At 65.5% G+C, this 18,878-nt stretch carries 19 protein-coding genes; 8 read left to right on the plus strand and 11 right to left on the minus strand.

Features of this window, described 5'->3' with window-relative positions; genetic code table 11:
* Positions 1 to 252: GcrA family cell cycle regulator (locus A0U87_RS00005; protein ID WP_240700484.1), on the minus strand; the 252-nt coding region annotated here is incomplete at its 3' end.
* Between the two features lie 113 nt (positions 253 to 365).
* Here A0U87_RS00005 and A0U87_RS00010 point away from each other — a divergent pair.
* Positions 366 to 1,214 carry an ABC transporter permease gene (locus tag A0U87_RS00010; RefSeq protein WP_010337736.1) on the plus strand — a complete coding sequence of 283 codons (849 nt, stop codon included), beginning with the start codon at positions 366 to 368 and terminating at the stop codon, positions 1,212 to 1,214.
* Between the two features lie 124 nt (positions 1,215 to 1,338).
* Here A0U87_RS00010 and A0U87_RS00015 read toward each other — a convergent pair whose 3' ends face one another.
* Positions 1,339 to 2,658, minus strand: a complete 1,320-nt coding sequence (locus A0U87_RS00015; RefSeq protein WP_048939129.1) for a UDP-glucose/GDP-mannose dehydrogenase family protein — start codon at positions 2,656 to 2,658, stop codon at positions 1,339 to 1,341.
* A gap of 157 nt (positions 2,659 to 2,815) precedes the next feature.
* On the opposite strand from A0U87_RS00015, the gene wecB reads away from it, so the two are divergent.
* The 4 genes from wecB (at position 2,816) to A0U87_RS00035 (ending at position 8,309) form a co-directional block, all read left to right on the plus strand.
* On the plus strand, positions 2,816 to 3,952 hold the full coding sequence (gene wecB, locus A0U87_RS00020) for a UDP-N-acetylglucosamine 2-epimerase (non-hydrolyzing) (RefSeq protein ID WP_048939130.1): 1,137 nt from the start codon (positions 2,816 to 2,818) through the stop codon (positions 3,950 to 3,952).
* 71 nt (positions 3,953 to 4,023) lie between these two features.
* Positions 4,024 to 5,319 (plus strand): UDP-N-acetyl-D-mannosamine dehydrogenase, encoded by a 1,296-nt coding sequence (gene wecC / locus A0U87_RS00025; RefSeq protein ID WP_137405159.1) that lies wholly within the window; start codon positions 4,024 to 4,026, stop codon positions 5,317 to 5,319.
* 117 nt (positions 5,320 to 5,436) lie between these two features.
* On the plus strand, positions 5,437 to 6,165 hold the full coding sequence (locus tag A0U87_RS00030) for a polysaccharide biosynthesis/export family protein (RefSeq protein ID WP_010337739.1): 729 nt from the start codon (positions 5,437 to 5,439) through the stop codon (positions 6,163 to 6,165).
* Entirely contained in the window at positions 6,165 to 8,309 is a 2,145-nt protein-coding gene (locus tag A0U87_RS00035) for a polysaccharide biosynthesis tyrosine autokinase (protein WP_048939131.1), read from the plus strand. Before A0U87_RS00030 ends, A0U87_RS00035 begins: the two co-directional genes overlap by 1 nt.
* A gap of 11 nt (positions 8,310 to 8,320) precedes the next feature.
* Here A0U87_RS00035 and A0U87_RS00040 read toward each other — a convergent pair whose 3' ends face one another.
* The 3 genes from A0U87_RS00040 to purS are packed head-to-tail and all read right to left on the minus strand — an operon-like array spanning position 8,321 to position 9,911.
* A complete protein-coding gene (locus tag A0U87_RS00040) occupies positions 8,321 to 9,064 on the minus strand; it encodes a hypothetical protein (RefSeq protein WP_234415578.1) in 744 nt (247 codons plus the stop codon).
* Positions 9,000 to 9,674 carry a phosphoribosylformylglycinamidine synthase subunit PurQ gene (gene purQ / locus A0U87_RS00045; protein ID WP_004207359.1) on the minus strand — a complete coding sequence of 225 codons (675 nt, stop codon included), beginning with the start codon at positions 9,672 to 9,674 and terminating at the stop codon, positions 9,000 to 9,002. The genes A0U87_RS00040 and purQ overlap by 65 nt, the downstream gene beginning before the upstream one ends.
* Before the next feature lie 3 nt (positions 9,675 to 9,677).
* Entirely contained in the window at positions 9,678 to 9,911 is a 234-nt protein-coding gene (purS, locus tag A0U87_RS00050) for a phosphoribosylformylglycinamidine synthase subunit PurS (protein ID WP_004207358.1), read from the minus strand.
* Positions 9,912 to 10,064: 153 nt separating this feature from the next.
* Here purS and A0U87_RS26075 point away from each other — a divergent pair, with 153 nt between their 5' ends.
* Positions 10,065 to 10,217, plus strand: coding sequence for a hypothetical protein (locus tag A0U87_RS26075; RefSeq protein WP_004207357.1), 153 nt, complete (start codon positions 10,065 to 10,067; stop codon positions 10,215 to 10,217).
* Between the two features lie 3 nt (positions 10,218 to 10,220).
* Here the strand turns inward: A0U87_RS26075 and A0U87_RS00055 are convergent, their stop codons facing one another.
* Complete coding sequence (locus A0U87_RS00055; RefSeq protein ID WP_037506827.1) at positions 10,221 to 10,985, minus strand: helix-turn-helix transcriptional regulator; 765 nt, start codon at positions 10,983 to 10,985, stop codon at positions 10,221 to 10,223.
* 92 nt (positions 10,986 to 11,077) lie between these two features.
* Here A0U87_RS00055 and A0U87_RS00060 point away from each other — a divergent pair, with 92 nt between their 5' ends.
* Together A0U87_RS00060 and A0U87_RS00065 are read left to right on the plus strand one after the other, a co-directional pair.
* The gene (locus A0U87_RS00060) at positions 11,078 to 12,292 is read left to right on the plus strand and encodes an MFS transporter (protein ID WP_048939132.1); all 1,215 of its coding nucleotides are present in this window, start codon (positions 11,078 to 11,080) and stop codon (positions 12,290 to 12,292) included.
* Between the two features lie 71 nt (positions 12,293 to 12,363).
* Positions 12,364 to 13,116 carry a sulfite exporter TauE/SafE family protein gene (locus A0U87_RS00065; protein WP_048939133.1) on the plus strand — a complete coding sequence of 251 codons (753 nt, stop codon included), beginning with the start codon at positions 12,364 to 12,366 and terminating at the stop codon, positions 13,114 to 13,116.
* 45 nt (positions 13,117 to 13,161) lie between these two features.
* Here the strand turns inward: A0U87_RS00065 and purC are convergent, their stop codons facing one another.
* The 5 genes from purC to A0U87_RS00085 all read right to left on the minus strand — a co-directional run bounded on the left by purC (position 13,162) and on the right by A0U87_RS00085 (position 18,781).
* Positions 13,162 to 13,944 carry a phosphoribosylaminoimidazolesuccinocarboxamide synthase gene (gene purC / locus A0U87_RS00070; RefSeq protein ID WP_004207352.1) on the minus strand — a complete coding sequence of 261 codons (783 nt, stop codon included), beginning with the start codon at positions 13,942 to 13,944 and terminating at the stop codon, positions 13,162 to 13,164.
* Between the two features lie 127 nt (positions 13,945 to 14,071).
* The gene (locus A0U87_RS00075) at positions 14,072 to 15,346 is read right to left on the minus strand and encodes an aminotransferase class V-fold PLP-dependent enzyme (RefSeq protein ID WP_122928775.1); all 1,275 of its coding nucleotides are present in this window, start codon (positions 15,344 to 15,346) and stop codon (positions 14,072 to 14,074) included.
* Between the two features lie 92 nt (positions 15,347 to 15,438).
* Positions 15,439 to 15,573, minus strand: coding sequence for a hypothetical protein (locus A0U87_RS26945; RefSeq protein WP_010337747.1), 135 nt, complete (start codon positions 15,571 to 15,573; stop codon positions 15,439 to 15,441).
* 35 nt (positions 15,574 to 15,608) lie between these two features.
* Positions 15,609 to 17,015 (minus strand): alpha,alpha-trehalose-phosphate synthase (UDP-forming), encoded by a 1,407-nt coding sequence (otsA, locus tag A0U87_RS00080; RefSeq protein WP_004207349.1) that lies wholly within the window; start codon positions 17,013 to 17,015, stop codon positions 15,609 to 15,611.
* A complete protein-coding gene (locus A0U87_RS00085) occupies positions 17,012 to 18,781 on the minus strand; it encodes a glycoside hydrolase family 15 protein (RefSeq protein WP_276309031.1) in 1,770 nt (589 codons plus the stop codon). Before A0U87_RS00085 ends, otsA begins: the two co-directional genes overlap by 4 nt.
* Between the last annotated feature and the right edge of the window lie 97 nt (positions 18,782 to 18,878).

The raw sequence follows: 18,878 nt of genomic DNA on the forward strand, positions 1-18,878 counted from the left end.
GGCCACGGGCGCGGCGGCGCGGGGCGCTTCGGCTTCCGGGGCAGGGGCTGCCGGCTTGCGGGCGGGCGCGGCCTTCTTGGGCGCCTCGTTGGCCTTCACCGGGGACGGGCGCGACTGCAGGCCAAGGCGATGCGCCTTGCCGATTACCGCGTTACGGCTGACGCCGCCCAGTTCGTCCGCGATCTGGCTCGCGGTCAGGCCCTTTTCCCACATCGCCTTGAGCTGGTCGATACGTTCGTCGGTCCAGGACAATGAAAACTCCTCACAATCTGTGCTATGCGCCCTATATGGGGCATGCAGGCGCGACTTCCAACCGCGCAGAACGCCCTTGCGGCATAACGGACCAGCCGATAGTCGATCCCATCATGAACGACCAGCCCAAAATTGCAGCCGCCCATCCCGCACCCGTTCCCTTCCATGAACCGGGGGAGTTGGTGATCCGCAACGTCAACTGGGCCGGCATGCGCGCGCTCTACCGCAAGGAAGTGCGGCGCTTCATGAAGGTGCAGCTCCAGACGATCTGGGCGCCGGCCGTTACCACGCTGATGTTCCTGGTGATTTTCACCATCGCGCTGGGCGGGGCGAACCGCCAGGTGCTGGGCGTGCCCTTTGCCGATTTCATCGCGCCGGGCCTGATGATGATGGGCATGATGAACAATGCCTTTGCCAACAGCAGCTTCTCGCTGCTGGCGGGCAAGATGCAGGGGACGCTGATCGACTATCTGATGCCGCCGCTGTCGGTGGGCGAATTGCTGCTGGCGCTGGTCGGCGCGGCAGTGACGCGCGCGGTTGCGGTCGGTCTGGCGCTGTGGGGGGCGATGGCGCTGTGGCCGGGCGTGCATGTGACGCCGACGCATCTGTGGGCGGTGATCTGGTTCGGCCTGATGGGCGCCAGCCTGACCGCGTTCATCGGCGTGATGACGTCGATCTGGGCAGAAAAATTCGATCATGCCGCCGCCATCACCAATTTCGTGATCGGGCCGATGACCCTGTTGTCGGGCACCTTTTATTCGATCGACCGCCTGTCGCCGCTCTTTCGCGCGATCAGCCACGCCAACCCCTTCTTCTACGCCATTTCCGGTTTCCGCTATGGCTTCGTCGCGGCGGCGGACGGCAATGTGCTGGTCGGCAGCGTCGTGCTGCTGGCGCTCAATGCCGGGCTGGCGGTGCTCTGCTATGTGCTGCTGCGCAAGGGCTGGAAGCTCAAGGCCTGACGGCGTCAGGTCAGGGCCGCAAAGATCGGCACGGCCAGCATCGCGCCCAGGATCAGCATGGCTGCCAGCAGCCAGTGGCGCAGTCGGGGGAGGGCGCTGACGCCCTCCTCTTCCCATGGCCACATCAGGCGGCGCTGCCCTTTCCACCCACGCGGGTGACGGTGAAGCCCGCGGCTTCCGCTTCCGCGACCGGATAGATGTTGCGCAGGTCGACCAGCACCGGTGCGCTCATCGAGCTGGCCAGGCGCTTGAGATCCAGTGCGCGGAAGGCGTCCCATTCGGTCACCAGCACCAGCGCGTCGGCGCCGGAAGCGGCCTCATAGGCCGAACCGGCCATGGTGACGCCGGGCATCATCGGCGCGGCGACGTCCATGCCCTCGGGATCATAGGCGACGACCTTCGCGCCGGCATCCTCCAGTGCCTGCACGATCGCCAGGCTGGGCGCGTCGCGCATGTCGTCGGTATTGGGCTTGAAGGTGACGCCCAGCAGGGCGACGGTCTTGCCGCGCGCTTCACCGCCCAGCGCCTTCACGATCTTGCGGCCCATGGCGCGCTTGCGCAGGTCGTTCACCTGCACCACCGTTTCGACGATGCGGATCGGCGCGTCATAATCCTGCCCGGTCTTGATCAGGGCCAGCGTATCCTTGGGGAAGCAGGAGCCGCCATAGCCCGGACCGGCATGCAGGAACTTGCTGCCGATCCGCTTGTCGAGGCCGATGCCGCGCGACACGTCCTGCACTTCGGCGCCGACCGCCTCGCACAGGTCCGCCATCTCGTTGATGAAGGTGATCTTGGTCGCCAGGAAGGCGTTGGCGGCATATTTGATCAGTTCGGCCGTGCGACGGCCGGTGAACATCAGCGGCGCCTGGTTGAGGTTCAGCGGGCGATAGACCTGGCTCATCACCGAAATGGCGCGTTCCGATCCGGTGGTGCCCACGACGACGCGGTCGGGGCGCTTGAAGTCGCCGATCGCGGCGCCTTCGCGCAGGAATTCGGGGTTCGACACGACCTGGATGTCGAGGTCCGGGCGCAGTTCGCGCGCGATCCGCTCGACCTCGTCGCCGGTGCCTACGGGCACGGTCGACTTGGTGACGATGACCGCCGGGCCATCGAGGGATTCGACGATTTCCTTGGCGGCGGCATAGACATAGCTGAGGTCGGCATGGCCATCGCCCCGCCGCGAGGGCGTGCCGACGGCGATGAAGATCGCGTCGGCGCCCTTCACGCCTTCGGGCAGGTCGGTGGTGAAGGTCAGGCGACCGGCGGCGGCGTTGGTGCCGACCAGCTGGTCAAGGCCGGGTTCGTAGATCGGCATGGTGCCGGCCTCGATCGCGGCGATCTTGCCCGCATCCTTGTCGACGCAGACGACATCATGGCCGAAATCCGCAAAGCAGGCCCCGGAGACGAGGCCGACATAGCCGGTGCCGATCATGGTGATTTTCATGAGTTGGTGGAACTCCAAACGGGAAGTGATTGGTTTGAGGCTCTAGCATAGTCATAACGCAATACAATTCGCGCCTTTGCGTAATTACCATGCTACCGTTTAGCGGCTGGTTACCCTTTTTTGCCAGGGAAGGCGCATCCGAACGAAAGGGCACAGAGTGAAAGTAGCGCTGGTATTTGGGACACGGCCGGAAGCGATCAAGCTGTTTCCGGTGATCCACGCGCTCAAGGCGCGTGCCGATATCGACACCCGCGTGATCGTGACGGCGCAGCATCGCGGCCTGCTGGACCAGGTGCTGGAGATTGCCGGTATCGTGCCCGACATCGATCTGGACGTCATGACGCCCAACCAGACGCTGGACGGGCTGACCGCCAAGTTGATCGTCGCGCTGGGCGAGGCGTTCGACGCGGAGAAGCCCGACCGGGTGGTGGTGCATGGCGACACGCTGACGACGATGGTGGCGAGCCTGGCGGCCTATTATCGCAAGATCCCGGTCGCCCATGTCGAGGCCGGCCTGCGCAGCGGCGACATCCATCATCCCTGGCCCGAGGAGGTCAATCGCCGCGTTGTGGCGTGCATTGCCGACATGAATTTCGCGCCGACCCAGGCGGCGGCCGACGCACTGCTGCGGGAAAATCGCGATGCGGCCGGCATTCATGTCACGGGGAATACCGTGATCGACGCGCTGCTGGCGACGGTCGATCGGGTCCATGGCGAACCAGCGCTGGCCAGCGGCCTTGATGATCTGGCGGCGCGTTTCGCGGGCAAGCGGATCGTTGCCGTCACCAGTCACCGGCGCGAAAATTTCGGCGGCGGCATGGAGGCGATCGCCCGTTCCATCGCGGACATTGCCGCGCGGCCCGATGTCGCGGTGATCTTCCCCGTCCATCCCAATCCCAATGTCCGTCCGGTCATGGATGCGGTGTTGGGCGAGCTGCCCAATGTCGCGATGATCGAACCGCTCGACTATCCCCATTTCGTCCGCCTGCTCGACCTGTGTCATCTGGTGCTGACCGACAGCGGCGGCGTGCAGGAAGAGGCGCCTTCGCTCGGCAAGCCGGTGCTGGTGATGCGCGAGACCACCGAACGGCCCGAAGGGGTGCAGGCGGGCACGGCGAAGCTGGTCGGGGCGGACCGGGACCGGATCGTGCGCGAGGTGCTGGCGCTGCTCGACGATGATGCCGCCTATCAGGCGATGGCCCGTGCCCATAACCCGTTCGGCGACGGCAAGGCGGCCGAGCGGATTGCCGATATCATTGCAGGAAAGGCCGGCGCGGCGCATCTTGCCGCCTGACATTACCCAAATCTTCAACATTTCCGGGCAATGTCGCTCCGAATTTTGGTGAATGAAGGATTATCTCCCCCATGCCCGTCGACAGCAAGCAGAAGGTTTCCGTCATTGGCCTGGGCTATATCGGCCTGCCGACTGCGGCGCTGATCGCGCGCGGCGGCGCGCAGGTCGTCGGTGTCGATGTCAGCGCCCATGTGGTCGAGACGGTCAATTCGGGTCGGGTCCATATCGAGGAAGTCGATCTGGACGGCCTGGTGCAGGGCGTGGTGGCACGCGGCAATCTGCGTGCGTCGCTCAGCGTAGAGGCCAGTGACGTCTTCATCATCGCGGTGCCGACCCCGGTGGCCGAGGACCGCGCACCCGACATCTCCTATGTGCTGCAGGCCGCCCGGACCGTCGCCCCGGTGCTGAAAAACGGCGATACGGTGATCCTGGAATCGACCTCGCCGGTCGGCACGACCGAGGCGATGCGCGACCTGATCGCCGAGCTGCGCCCCGACCTCAGGATGCCGGCGCCCGGCGTGGCGGGCGACATCGCCATCGCCTATTGCCCCGAGCGGGTGCTGCCCGGCCGCATCCTGGTCGAGCTGATCGACAATGATCGCTGCATCGGCGGCATCACGCCGCGCTGCGCGCGCAAGGCGCTGGGCTTCTATCGCCAGTTCGTGCGCGGCGCCTGCATCACCACCACGGCGCGCGCGGCCGAGATGGTGAAGCTGGTGGAAAACAGCTTCCGCGATGTCAACATCGCCTTCGCCAATGAATTGTCGGTGATCGCCGACCGCATGGACATCGACGTGTGGGAGGTGATCCGCCTGGCCAACCGCCATCCACGCGTCAACATATTGCAGCCGGGGCCGGGCGTCGGCGGCCATTGCATCGCCGTCGATCCCTGGTTCATCGTCCATGGCGACCCGGAAAATGCCCGCATCATCCGCACCGCGCGCGAAGTGAATGACGGCAAGACCGATTATGTCGTGGCCAAGTCTTCGGACATGATCGACGCCTTTGCCGGCGAGGATGTCGCCTGCCTCGGCCTCGCCTTCAAGCCGAACATCGACGATTTCCGCGAAAGCCCGGCGGTCAAGGTCGCCAGCCGGCTCGCCCGTCGTTACGGCAAGCGGGTCAAGCTGGTCGAACCCTATGCGCAGGATGTGCCGATGGAGTTTGCCGGCACCGGCGCCGAACTGATCGATCTCGATACGGCTCTGGAACAATGCGGCGTGTTCATCATTCTTGTCGATCATGACATGTTCAAATCCGTTCCCGTCGACGAACGTGCCGGCAAGGCCGTCTATGATACGCGCGGCATCTGGCCCGACCAGCCGCGTCGTCAGCCCGAGCCGGCCGCGCAGCGCATCGCGGTCTGATCGTCGGCCGGGCGGTTCGTCCTGCCCCCCGCGCGGTTGCCATGACGGTGCCGCGTCGCTAACCCCCGAGCCGAGCGGCCCTTTTGCGGGCCGCACCCGGTTCGCAATGGGGTGTTGATGCGCATGAAGCGCCAGATTTTGGGGCACTATGGCAAGGGCATGAAGGGCGGCGCCGTCGCGGCAGCGGCGATGCTGCTTGCCGGCTGCTCGACCGTGGAGGATGCCCCGCGCGGCGAGGCCGCCTATGCGCTGATGCCCGCGCCCGCCGCGGTGGGCCGCGACTATGTCATCAGTCCCGACGATGTGCTGCGCATCCAGGTCTATCATGAGCCCGACCTGTCGCTGGAGGATGCGCGGGTCAGCGCGGCTGGCATGGTCCGCATGCCGCTGGTCGGCGATGTGTCGATCGGCGGGCTGACCGCCGGCGAGGCGTCGGACGTGATCGCCGGCCGGCTGGGCGAGCGCTATCTCGTGTCTCCGCAGGTCACGGTGTTCGTGAAGCAGGCAGTCGGCCGCCGCATCACCGTCGATGGCGAGGTGCGTGAGCCCGGCCTGTTCCCGATCGAGGGACGGATCGGCCTCATCCAGGCGGTGGCGCTGGCCCATGGCCCGACCCGGCTGGCTAGCCTGGGGCAGGTGGTGGTGGTCCGCACCGTCGAGGGGCAGCGCCAGGCCGCGACCTTCGACCTGGGCGCCATCCGCAAGGGGGAAGCGCCCGATCCTGAAATATTGCCGGGCGATCTGGTGATCGTCGGCCTGTCCCGCGCCAAGGCTATCCTTGGCGGCGCGCTGATCGCCATTCCTGCTGTCGCGACCGGCTTCATCGCCATAGACGGAGGCAATTGATGGTGTCCCGGATTATCGAACTGGAACAGCGTCAGGCCGGGGAGGAGGATCGCACCACCCGCTTTGTCGAGAGCGCGCGCGGCACATGGACCGTGGTGCGGCGGCACCGCGTCATCCTGTTCGTCACCATGGCGCTCTGCGTGCTGGCGGGCGTCATCTATATCCTGCTGTCGACGCCGGACTATCGCGCGACCGCCTCGGTCGAGGTGGAGGATGTGCCGGCAGGGGCCGCCGGCGCTGGCGCGATGCAGAAGCCGGTCAGCGCCGCCGACACCGAAAGCATGATGCAGACCGAGCTGGAAGTGCTGCGCAGCCGGGCACTGGCCGAGGATGTCGCGCGCGATCTGGCGCTGGTCGGCAGCCCGGTCTTCTTCCAGGGCATGGATGCGCGCCGCCCGGCACAGGGGCAGGGCAGCCTGACCCAGCGCCAGGTCGAGCATGAGCAGGTCATCAAGTTGTTGCGCGACAATCTGCAGGTCGAATTGCCGGGCAAGTCGCGGGTGCTGCGCATCAGCTTCGTCAGTGCCGATCCGGCTTTGTCGGCCAGAGTGGCGAACAGCTATGCCGACAGCCTGATCCGGGCGGACCTGAAGCGCGGCTTTGAGTCCGGCGTGCAGGCGCGTCGTTTCCTGCTGGGTGAGCTGGATGGCGCGCGCAAGGATCTGGAACGGGCCGAGCGGGATCTGGCGGTCTATGCCTCGCGCACCGGCGCAGTGCCGGCCGAGCCGGCCACGGACGAGGACAAGAAGAGCGACGGCAAGGATGCAAAGCCGGACGCCGCACCGGTGCCGGAAGGATCGACCGCGGCGCGTCTGGCGCAGCTCAACGCCTTCCGCGCGCAGGCGGTCGCGGACCGTATTGCCGCGCAGAAGCGCTGGGAAAGCGCGAAGGCGGCGAGCGCCGAGACGCTGCCCGAGGTGCTGGGCAATGGCGCCATGCAGCAGTTGATGGCGGAACGGGCGCAGGCGCGCGCGGCACTGGTCGAGGAACGGCAGTTCCGCAAGGATGCCCACCCAGAAATGCGCGAGGCGCGGGCGCGGCTGGCGGCGCTTGACGACCAGGCCGAGAGCATGGCGAACACCATCCGCGCGTCGCTGCGCCAGGAATATGAGGTGGCGGCGCATGGCGAGAAGCAGATAGCTTCGGAAATCGCCGCGCTGGAAGGCGATGCGCGGGTCGAGCGCGGCCGCGATATGCAGATGAGCATGATGAGCCGGTCGGTCGAAACCTATCGCCTGCTGCATGACAGCCTGTTGCAGCGTTATCGCGACATGGCGTCGCAGGCGGGCTTCCAGGCCGGCCGCATCCAGCCGCTCGACCGGGCGGCGGTGCCGACCACGCCCTTTGCCCCCCATGTCGGCCAGATCATGCTGGTCGCGCTGCTCGGCGGCATGCTGCTGGGCCTGCTGCTGATCGCGGCGCGGCACATGTTCGACGATGCGGTGACGTCGGCCGATACGCTGGCGGAGCGGGTCGACCTGCCGCTGCTGGGCGCAGTACCGACCACCGGCGATCAGCCGAGCGCGCCGGACATCTTCGCGCCGATCGCGGCGTCGCTGCAACTGGCATCGGTTGCCGGCCTGCCGCGCTCCATCCTGGTCACCAGCGCGCAGGAGGAGGAAGGCAAGTCGCTGACCGTCAACGCGCTGGCCCGCGCGCTGGCGCGGCTGGACAAGAAGGTGCTGGTGATCGACGCCGACATGCGCCGGCCGGTGCAGCACAGCCTGTTCCGGGTAACCGCGACGCGCGGCATCAGCGAGGTGCTGACGGGCCAGGGCAAGGTCGAGGATCTGATCCTCGACAGCGGTGTCGCCGGCGTGTCGCTGCTGCCCTGCGGCGCGGTGCCGCCCAATCCGGCGGAATTGCTCTCCACCCCGGCGCTCGATGCGCTGCTGGGCGCGGTGCGCGACCGCTATGACACGGTGCTGATCGATGCGCCGCCGATCCTGGGCATGTCCGACGCGCAACTGCTTGCCGCCAAGGTGCAGGTCACGCTGCTGGTGGTCGAATGGGGGCGCAACCATCATGGCGGCCTGCGGGTTGCCGTGGAACGACTGCGCCGGGCCGGCGGCTCGATCGTCGGCGCCGTGCTGACCAAGGCACATGGCCGGGCCTATGATTATGACTATCACCGGGGCGGCTAGAGCCTGATCGTTTAGCGCGCCTTGGCGCGCGCGCATGCAACCTTGTGGAGGCTGTAGCTGGCGAAGGACTTTTCGACATTTGCCTTGCCCCGCGCGACGATGCTCCATGTCAGTTGCGCGCCTTTGATGCGCCAACGGTTGACGAAGGTCGCGTCGGGATAGGCATAGCCGATGTCGAAGCCATCGGGCTGGCTTTCGCCTTCGCCAAGGGCCGTGAAGGCGCCGCCGAAACTGTCGGCCCAGAAACCGATGATCGGATGGGATTTTTTGGTGCCGCCGAAGATCAGATGCGCGGCGTAGCGATCCTTGGGATCGGCCAGGGCGCTGCTTTCCACATCGAGTGCGAGCATGGCATCGAGCGCTATGGGCTGACTGCGGATGGACACGCTGACCGGCTTGCCCATCACGCTGCCTTCACCTTCCCAGCAGCCATTTAGCGCAAGGACCGCTTCGGGAACGGCGATGGTGCCGGGTTCGGCGGCTTGAGCGGCCGTCGGCAATAGCAGCAAGGCTATCAGCTGCACGCGCGATTTGCTGATCATCGATCCCCCTTGGTCATTGTCCATCTCGTGTAGAACAAAGGGGGAATGATGCAAGTCAGGACCGATGCCGGCATCGCCGCAGCCGGAAGTTAGAAAAAAAGCCCGCCGCGCTGATGCGTGGCGGGCTTTTGCAATTTCGATCCGGTGATCAGGCGCGGGCGAGCAGGCCCTCGACCAGGCCGGCGAACAGGCGCTGGCCGTCGGTGTTGCCATGGGCCGGTTCGATCACGCGCTCGGGGTGGGGCATCATGCCCAGTACATTGCCGGCTTCGTTGAGGACGCCGGCGATGTTGCGGGCCGAACCGTTGATGTTCTGGGCGTAGCGCAGCGCGACGCGGCCTTCACCTTCCAGCCGATCGAGCGTGGCGTCGTCGGCAAAATAATTGCCGTCATGATGGGCGACCGGGAAGCTGATCGCTTCGCCGGCGGCATAGCGGCTGGTGAAGGCGCTCTGGGCGTTCTCGACGGTCAGGGCGACGTCGCGGCAGACGAAATGGCCGCCGGCGTTGCGCAGCAGCGCGCCGGGCAGCAGACCGCTTTCGGTCAGCACCTGGAAGCCGTTGCAGATGCCCAGGACGAAGGCGCCCCGGTCGGCGGCGCGGGCGACAGCCTGCATCACCGGCGAGCGGGCGGCCATCGCGCCGGAGCGCAGATAGTCGCCATAGGAAAAGCCGCCGGGCACGCCGATCAGGTCGATGTCGTCGGGCAGTTCGGTATCGCGATGCCACACCATGGTGGGCTTGGAACCGGTCGCAGCCTCGAACGCCACCGCCAGGTCGCGGTCGCAATTGCTGCCCGGAAAGACGATGACGGCGCTCTTCATGGCTCAGGCCACCTTTTCGATGCGGTAGTTTTCGATGACCGTGTTGGCCAGCAGCTTGCGGCACATGGCGTCGATATCCTCGTCGCTGGTGCCATCGGCCAGGTCCAGCTCGATGAGCTTGCCGGCGCGCACGTCGTTGACGCCGCCAAAGCCCAGGCCTTCGAGCGCGTGATGGATCGCACGGCCCTGCGGATCGAGGACGCCGCCCTTGAGAGTGACGAAGATGCGGGCTTTCATGAGGTGCAAACTCCTTGGCATGCCGCCCGCCGATGCGGGGGGATGAACTTTGCCGCTCCCCCTAGGCGCGGCGCGGCGCGCAGGCAAGAGATTATGACTTTCTTAGGAAGCTGAGAATAATCTGAGGGCGGAGTTTTTACAGGGATATGGGGCATGTCCGGTCTGGCACTGGCAATGTTTGTGGGGCTTTTTGCCTGGGGGCAGCAGATTGTGGGCTATGATGACCCGCATGGGCGGGTTCAGCTCGCTTTGTTTGCAACCTTCTGCTTCGGTCTGCTCGTCGGTTATCGCGCCAAGTCCGCCTGAGGATCAGGGGCGATAGCGGCTGGGCGAGACACCCAGCGCCCGCTTGAACATGGTCGAGAAATTGGCCGGCCCGTCATAGCCCAGGTCCAGCGCGATCGTCGTGATCGCTTCGCCCGCCGCCAGCCGGGGCAGGGCCGCCGACAGGCAGGCCTGTTGCCGCCATTGCGCGAAGCTCATGCCCGTTTCCTGGCGGAACAGCCGGGTGAAGCGACGCCGGTTCATCGCCAGCGCGTCTGCCCATTGGTCGATCGTCACATGGGCCTGCGGCTGTTCGACAAAGGCGTGGCAGCGCGCCGCAAGCGCGGCATGGCGCGGGAAGGGCACAGCAAGCGGGATCAGAGGCGCCCGCTCGATCTCCGCCACCAGCAACCGCATGACCAGGCCATCGCGCGCCGCTTCCGCATATTCGACCGGAACATGGGCGGCCTCCACCAGCAACTGGCGCAGCAGCGGCGACACGCCGAGCACCCGGCAGGACCGGGCCAGGCCGGGATAGACGGCCTGGTCGACCAGCACGCTGCGCGTCTGCACCGCGCCGACCATCCGCACCGCATGGGGCGTGCCGCCCGGAATCCAGACGGCCCGTTCGGGTGGGGCGACCCAGGCGCCCTGCGGCGTGCTGACCGCGACCACGCCGGACGCGGCATAAAGCAATTGCCCGCGGCGATGCTGATGCTCGGCCAGTTCGAAGGAGGGCGGATAATCATTGCCGATGCCGACCACCGGCCGGGGCACATGCTCATGATCGTCCGGGTGCCGCTGGTCCATGATTGTCCTGATCGCAAAAGAGATTGACCCATATGCGGAAGCGGGACGAGAAGGGAAGCGCTAATCGGTCCGGCCTCAGAAAGGAACCGACAATGAAAGAGATAAGGATAGAAAAGGCAGGCGCACAATTGGCAGCGGGCGGCACGGCGTTCGGCGTGATCGTGGCGATCAGCTTCTGCCATCTGCTCAACGACATGATGCAGTCGCTGCTTCCCGCCATCTATCCGGGTCTCAAGAGCGAGCTACATCTGAGCTTCGGCCAGATCGGCATGGTGACCCTGGTCTATCAGATTACCGCATCGATCCTGCAGCCGATGATCGGCCTTTATGCCGACAAGCGACCGACGCCGATGGCACTGCCGGGTGGCACGCTCTTCTCGCTGGCGGGCCTGACCGTGCTGTCGATCGCGCACAGCTACGGCCTCGTGCTGGTCGGCGCGGCGCTGCTGGGCGTCGGTTCATCGGTCTTCCACCCCGAATCCTCGCGGGTGGCGCGGATGGCAGCCGGCGGTCGCCATGGTTTGGCCCAGTCGTTGTTCCAGGTCGGTGGCAATGCGGGGCAGGCGCTGGGGCCGCTGGCCGCGGCGCTGGTCGTGGTGCGCTGGGGCCAGTCGAGCCTGGCCTTCTTTGCGCTGCTGGCGCTGCTGTCGGGCGCGGTGCTGTGGAACGTCGCCAACTGGTATCGCCATCATGGCCTCAGCCGGTTGCAGGTCGGCTGCGCCGGCGCGCTGCATATCGAACTGCCGCGCGGGCAGGCGGCGCGGGGCATCGCCATCCTGCTGGCGCTGATCTTCTCCAAATATGTCTATCTCGCCAGCCTGACGAGCTATTACACCTTCTACCTGATCCAGCGGTTCGACCTGTCGGTGCAGAATGCGCAGCTCCATCTGTTCGCCTTCCTGGCGGCGGTGGCGGTCGGCACGGTCGCGGGCGGGCCGCTGGGCGACCGGTTCGGGCGCAAATATGTGATCTGGTTCTCGATCCTGGGGGCGCTGCCCTTCTCCCTGGCGCTGCCCTATGCCGGGCTGTTCTGGAGCGGGCCGCTGACCGTCATCATCGGCCTGATCCTTGCCTCCGCCTTCCCCGCGATCGTCGTGTTTGCGCAGGAACTGGTGCCGGGCAAGGTCGGCATGATCTCGGGCCTGTTCTTCGGCTTCTCCTTCGGCATGGGCGGGCTGGGCGCGGCCGGACTGGGCTGGCTGGCGGACCATAGCAGCATCGAGATGGTGTTCCGGGTCTGTGCCTTCCTGCCGGCGATCGGCCTGCTCACCGCCTTCCTGCCCAATCTGGGACGCGAGCGGAACTGAATGTCACGGGCGGGGTGGCCCAGGTCGCCCCGCTTATTCTCTTTGCCGGCAACTGCTTATAAGGCTGGGGCATGAGTCCCGACCTTCTCTATCTCGCCTGTGCCATCATCGCCGTCATCATATCGGGGCTTGCCAAGGGCGGCTTTGCCGGTGTCGGGGCGCTGGCCATGCCGATCATGGCGCTGGGCGTCGATCCGGTGCGCGGCGCGGCGATCCTGCTGCCGATCCTGATCCTGCAGGATGCCGTCAGCGTCTGGGCCTTCCGCCGCAGCTGGGATGGCCGCATTCTGGCGGTGATGCTGCCCGGCATGGCGATCGGTGTCGGGTTGGGCTACTGGTTCGCGGCGCAAGTCTCCGAAACGGCGGTGCTGGGCGCGCTCGGCGCCATTTCCACCTTGTTCGGGTTACAGCGGCTCTGGGTCGAGCGGGGCGGGGCGATCGTCCTGCCCTCGACCTCGCCAGGCTGGGTCGGCACTTTGTTCGGCGTCGCGAGCGGCTTCACCAGCCAGATCGCCCATGCCGGATCGCCGCCCTTCCAGATGTGGGTGCTGCCCAAGAAGCTGCCGCGCGACATGCTGGTCGGCACCACGGCTGTCGCCTTCGCTGTCATGAACTGGATGAAGGTGCCGGCCTATGCCGCGCTGGGCCAATTCACGCACGCCAATCTGATGGCGACGGCGCTGCTGGTGCCGGTGGCGGTGGGGTCGACCTTCGCCGGCGTCTGGCTGGTGCGGCGGGTGGACGCTGCGCGCTTCTACACGCTCATCTATGTGCTGATGGTGCTGCTGGGGCTCAAGCTGATGGCGGATGCCATCCTCGCCTGAGACCTAAAAGAAAAAGGCCGGCGTTGCGGCCGGCCTTTTCGTAGATCAGTCCTTCTCGCGCTTCTTGCGATGCGTGTCGAGGTCGAGGACGGTGGTGTCCAGCCCTTCGGGCAGCAGGCCCAGGCGGCGCGCCACTTCCTGATAGGCTTCGACTTCGCCGCCGAGGTCGCGACGGAAGCGATCCTTGTCCAGCTTCTCGTTGGTTGCCATGTCCCACAGGCGGCAGCCATCGGGGCTGATTTCATCGGCCAGGATGATGCGGCTGTAATCGCCGTCATAGAGGCGGCCGAATTCCAGCTTGAAGTCGATCAGGCGAATGCCGATGCCGGCGAACAGGCCGCACATGAAGTCGTTGATGCGGATCGCCATGTCGGCGATGTCGTGCATCTCTTCCTGCGTGGCCCAGCCGAAGCAGGCGATATGCTCTTCGGAGATCAGCGGGTCGCCCAGCGCATCATCCTTGTAGCAATATTCGATCAGCGTGCGGGGCAGCTGGGTGCCTTCCTCGATGCCAAGCTTCTTCGACAGCGAACCGGCGGCGACGTTGCGCACCACGACCTCGATCGGCACGATCTCGACCTGGCGGACGAGCTGTTCGCGCATGTTGAGGCGGCGGATGAAGTGGGTCGGCACGCCGATCTGGCCGAGCAGGGTGAAGATATGCTCGGAAATCCGGTTGTTGAGCACGCCCTTGCCCGAAATCGTGCCCTTCTTCTGGGCATTGAAGGCGGTCGCATCATCCTTGAAATATTGGATGATCGTGCCGGGCTCGGGGCCTTCGTAAAGGATCTTTGCCTTGCCTTCGTAGATCTGGCGGCGACGGGCCATGCGCGTTCCTGTCTTTTTCTTACAAAAGATTTTGCCCCGGCAAACGCGAATCGGAAAGGATCAGCGGGTGCCGGGGCTGCTTGGGGTGGCCCATAGAGCAATATAGGCGGGGGTGCAATTGTGGCGGCTATGCCCCCTTCATCTTCCGGAATTCGTCGAACAGGCCAAGGAAGCGGTCGATGTCCGCCCTGCTCAGGAAATAGGGGGTGGCGAGGCGCAGCTTGCTGGGGTTGCCGCCGCGAATGCGCACCTTGTGATTTTTCCAGAGCCAGTCCTGCAATTCCATCCGCTGCACCGGCGGCACGTTGACGGTCGCGATCGCGCAGCGCAGCGCCGGATCGGGCGAGGTCCAGTCCTCCGCGCCGCGCTTCACCATCTCGGCATGGATATAGTCGGCGAGCATGCGGTTGCGCGCCTCGATCCGCTCCATGCCGATGCTGTCGGCGAAGCTGATCGCGGCATTGAGGCCCATCAAGGTCGGGATGCAGGAGGAGCCGATCTGCATATAGCGGTCCGCCATGCGGGTCGGGTCGTCATAACCGCCGGTCGCGATCGTGTTCCAGACCCGGTCCATCACGCTCCTGTCGCGCAGATAGAGGAAGCCGGTGCCCTTGGTCGCGAACAGCCATTTGTGCATCGACCCGGTATAGAGGTCGCAGCCGATATCGTTGAGGTCGACCTTCATCATGCCCGGCGCATGGGCGCCGTCGAAGGCGGAGATGATCCCCTTCGACCGGGCGAGCGCGGCGATCTCCTTGGCCGGCAGCACCACGCCGGTCGAGGTGCTGATATGGCTGACGAAGATGATCCGCGTCTTCGGCGTGATTGCGTCACTGATGCGGTTGAGGATTTCGGCTGCGTTCTTCGCCGGCTTTGGCATGGCGAATTTCTTGACCACCACGCCATAGCGGCGCGACCGCAGCATCCAGGGCATTTCGCCCGATCCATGTTCCTCGTCGGATATCAGCACTTCGTCGCCCGGCTTCATGTCGAAGCCATTGGCGATGTAGCTGTTCGCCTCGGTACAGTTGCGCAGGATCGCCATCTGCTCGACCTTGGCGCCCATGAAGTCGGCAAAGGGCTTGCGATACTGGTCCCAGGCGCCATAGCCCCAGATCGGATAATCCTCCGACCCTTCCTGGGTCATCTGCTCGGTCGTCTCGAACCCGTCAAAGATCGCCTTCAATACCGGGCGCGGCGAGGAGCCGACGGTGCCGACATTGAGGTTCACGACATCGGCCGGGATCAGGAACTGTTTGCGCAGCGCCGCCCAATAGGCATCTTCATTCTTCGCATGGAGATCGGCGGCCGGCAGCGGCACGCTGGTCAGCGCTTCCGCCCCGATCGGCGCGGCGAGCGAGGCGGCAGCGGCGCTGCCGAGGAAGGAACGGCGATCGAGCATGGACATCCCCCATTTGGCGCTCCCGAAGCCGGAGCGGCATCATGTCTGCCGCTGGTTTAACGAGGCGCAAGGGGAAATCCGCAGGGGACGCGCTACAGCACGTCGCCGAACATGAACCAGATCAGCGCCAGCCAGGCGATCAGGCCGACGCTACCAATGATCACGCCGGATTTGGCGCTGATGGCGGCCCACAGGCCGCGCGGTTCGTCATCATCTTCGCTATGCATGGCACCGGCCTAGCGGGACCGGTGCCTGATCTCAATCATTCGGTCGCCGGTTCCGGTTCGGCCTCCGGCTCTTCCTGGCGAGTGGCCGCCAGCCGATCGGTGAAGGCGCTGCGCCACCAACTGATATCCTGCTGCTCGACGCTGTCCATCATCGCCCGCCAGCGCCGCTTGCGCTCGTCGAGCGGCATGGCCAGCGCCCGGTCGATCGCGTCGGACATCTCTTCGGGGCTATAGGGGTTGATGAGCAGCGCGTCCTTGAGCTGCATCGCCGCGCCGGCGAAGCGGGACAGGATCAGGACGCCGGGATCGTCCGGGTTCTGGGCCGCGACATATTCCTTGGCGACCAGGTTCATGCCGTCGCGCAGCGGCGTCACCAGCCCGATCCGGGCGGAGCGATAGATGCCGGCCAGCTTGTCGCGCGGATAGCCCTGGTTGACGTATCGGATCGGGGTCCAGTCGACATCGCTATATTCGCCGTTGATGCGGCCGGCGAGCGAGTCCAGCGTGGCGCGGATCTGCTGATAGCTTTCCACCTCGCCGCGCGAGGGCGGTGCGATTTGCGCCAGCACGACCCGGCGATGATGTTCGGCATGATCCTTCAGGAAGCGGGCATAGCCGTTGAACCGTTCTTCCAGGCCCTTGCTATAGTCGAGCCGGTCGACGCCGACGATCAGTGAGCGATCCTGCAGCGAGGCGCGGACCTGGCGGTGCATCTCCACCGCCGCGTCGCTGGCGGCGGCCTGCTTGAACTCTTCGGCATTGATGCCGATCGGGCAGGCGACGGCCTGGATGGTGCGACCGCCGACGGTGACGAAATCGCCATCCACGGTGCCGCCCATCTCGCGCTCGACATAATGGCGGAAGGATTCCAGCCATTCCTCGGTATGGAAGCCGATCACGTCATAGGCGAAGAGGGTGCTGACCAGCTTGGTATGGTGGGGCAGGGATACCAGCAGGCGGGTCGGCGGCCAGGGGATGTGCAGGAAGAAGCCCATCCGGTTCTGATGCCCCCGGTCGCGCAGCATCTGGCCCAGCGGGATCATGTGATAATCCTGCACCCAGATAATGTCTTCCGGTTCGATCAGCGGGCTGGCGGTGTCGGCGAAGCGCTGGTTGACGCGGTTGTATCCGCCCTCGAAATCGCGGGCATATTCGGCCAAGTCGATGCGATAATGGAACAGCGGCCACAGCGTCTTGTTGGCATAGCCATTATAATATTCGTCGACATCCTGCTCTTCCAGGTCGATCGTCGCGGTCTTCACCCCGTCATCATCGGCAAAGCCGATATGGCCGGTGAAATTGTCCGTCGTGCCGCCCGACCAGCCAACCCAGATGCCCCGGCTTTCACGCAGCGCCTGCGCCAGTGCGACGGCCAGCCCGCCCTGATTGGCGGCGCCATTGGGGCGACTGACCCGGTTGGAAATGACTATCAGACGGCTCATCGCATCACGCTCCACGGTTTGCTCAGCAAGACGGCGCAGTTGATGATGCCGACCAACGAATAGGTTTGCGGGTAATTTCCCCAGAGTTCCCCATTATGGGGATCGATATCTTCGGACAGCAGGCCGGCGGCGGTGCGGCGGGACAGCATCTCCTCGAACAGTTCGCGCGCCTCCTCGGTCCGGCCGGTGCGATGCAGCGCTTCGATCAGCCAGAAGGTGCAGACATTGAAGGCGGTGACCGGCTCGCCGAAATCGTCCGGCGCGCTGTAGCGCAGCATGTCGTTGCCGCGGCGCAGATCCTTTTCCAGCGCTTCGAGCGTGCCGGTGAACATCGGATCGTCGGCGGTCAGGAAGCGCAGGTCGAGCAGTTGCAGCAGCGATGCGTCGCGCGCGTCATCCTCGAAATTGGCGGAGATCGCCTTGCTGTCGGCGCGCCAGGCGGATTCGATGATGCGGGCGCGCATGGTTTCGGCGCGGTTTTCCCAATGGGCGGCGCGCAGCGGCAGGTCGAGCGCGGTGGCGGCATGGGCCAGACGATCGCAGGCGGCCCAACACATTACCGCGCTGTAGCTGTGGACATGGGCGCGGGTGCGCAATTCCCACAGGCCTGCGTCCGGCTGGTCATAAACCTGCCAGGCGCGTTCGCCCACCGCCTCCAGCGCCTCGAAATCGGCATGGCCGGCCATGCGCAACAAGCGCCGGTCGATGAAGCCCTGGACCGAGGACAGGACGATCTGGCCATAGGCGTCATGCTGGATCTGTTCATAAGCGGCATTGCCGACCCGCACTGGCCCCATGCCGCGATAGCCGGGCAGGTACGCGGCCTCCCATTCATGCAGCGTCGCATTGCCGCGCACATCGTAGAGCGGCTGGATATGGCCGCCCTTGGCACCGTCGACGATGTTGCGCAGGTAGACGAGATAGGTTTCCAGCACGTCCAGCGCGCCGAGCCGGTTCAGCGCCTCGACCGTATAATAGGCGTCGCGCACCCAGCAGTAGCGATAGTCCCAGTTGCGGCCACTGTCGGCATGTTCGGGGATGGAGGTGGTGAGCGCGGCGACGATCGCGCCGGTTTCCTCATGCTGGCAGAGCTTGAGGGTGATGGCGGAACGGATCACCGCCTCCTGCCATTCGGGCGGGATGGCGAGGCCGCGCACCCAGAGCTGCCATTCCAGGATGGTGTCGTCCAGCATCCGCTCGATCGCCGGGCGCAGCGCGTCGGAAAACCCCTCGTCCGGCCCCATGAAGAAATGCATGTCCGATTCCAGCCGGAACCAGCTTTCCTGGGAAATGAGGCCGATCGGCGCGTTGGTCGATATCCGCATCGCCATGTAGGACAGGACCATGCGGATATGGTTGGAGCCGTAGGTGACCGGGACATTTTCCTTGCCCCAGCTGGTCGTGGGGCGCAGGCGGACGCGGATGCGCGGGCTGCCGGCGGCGGGGCGCACGATGCGCGCGAAGGCGACCGGGCGATACATGCGGCCCTTATGCTTGTGGCGCGGGCAGAAATCGAAAATCTCGATCGCATTGCCCTGGCCGTCGCTCTGGCGGGTGACCAGGATCGGCGTGTTGCGGATATAATGCTGCTCGACCGCGACGCAATTTTCCAGCTCGATTGCCCAGAAGCCACGCGCTTCCTTGCTGTCCCAATGCTTGTTGTCGAGCAGGGCTGAGAAGACGGGGTCGCCGTCGACCCGCGGCACGCAGGCCCAGACCATGCGCCCGGCGCGGTCGATCAGGGCGGATGCCTGGCAGTTTCCGATCGGCCAGAGGTCGAGATCGCGCTCGTTTCCGGCCAGGATATGGTCGCTGGTATCGATGATGTTCGGCCCCCTTCGTTCATGCGAATGGTGGCCGCCG

It is taken from the genome of Sphingobium sp. MP9-4, assembly GCF_005281675.1.
Classification (GTDB): domain Bacteria; phylum Pseudomonadota; class Alphaproteobacteria; order Sphingomonadales; family Sphingomonadaceae; genus Sphingobium; species Sphingobium yanoikuyae.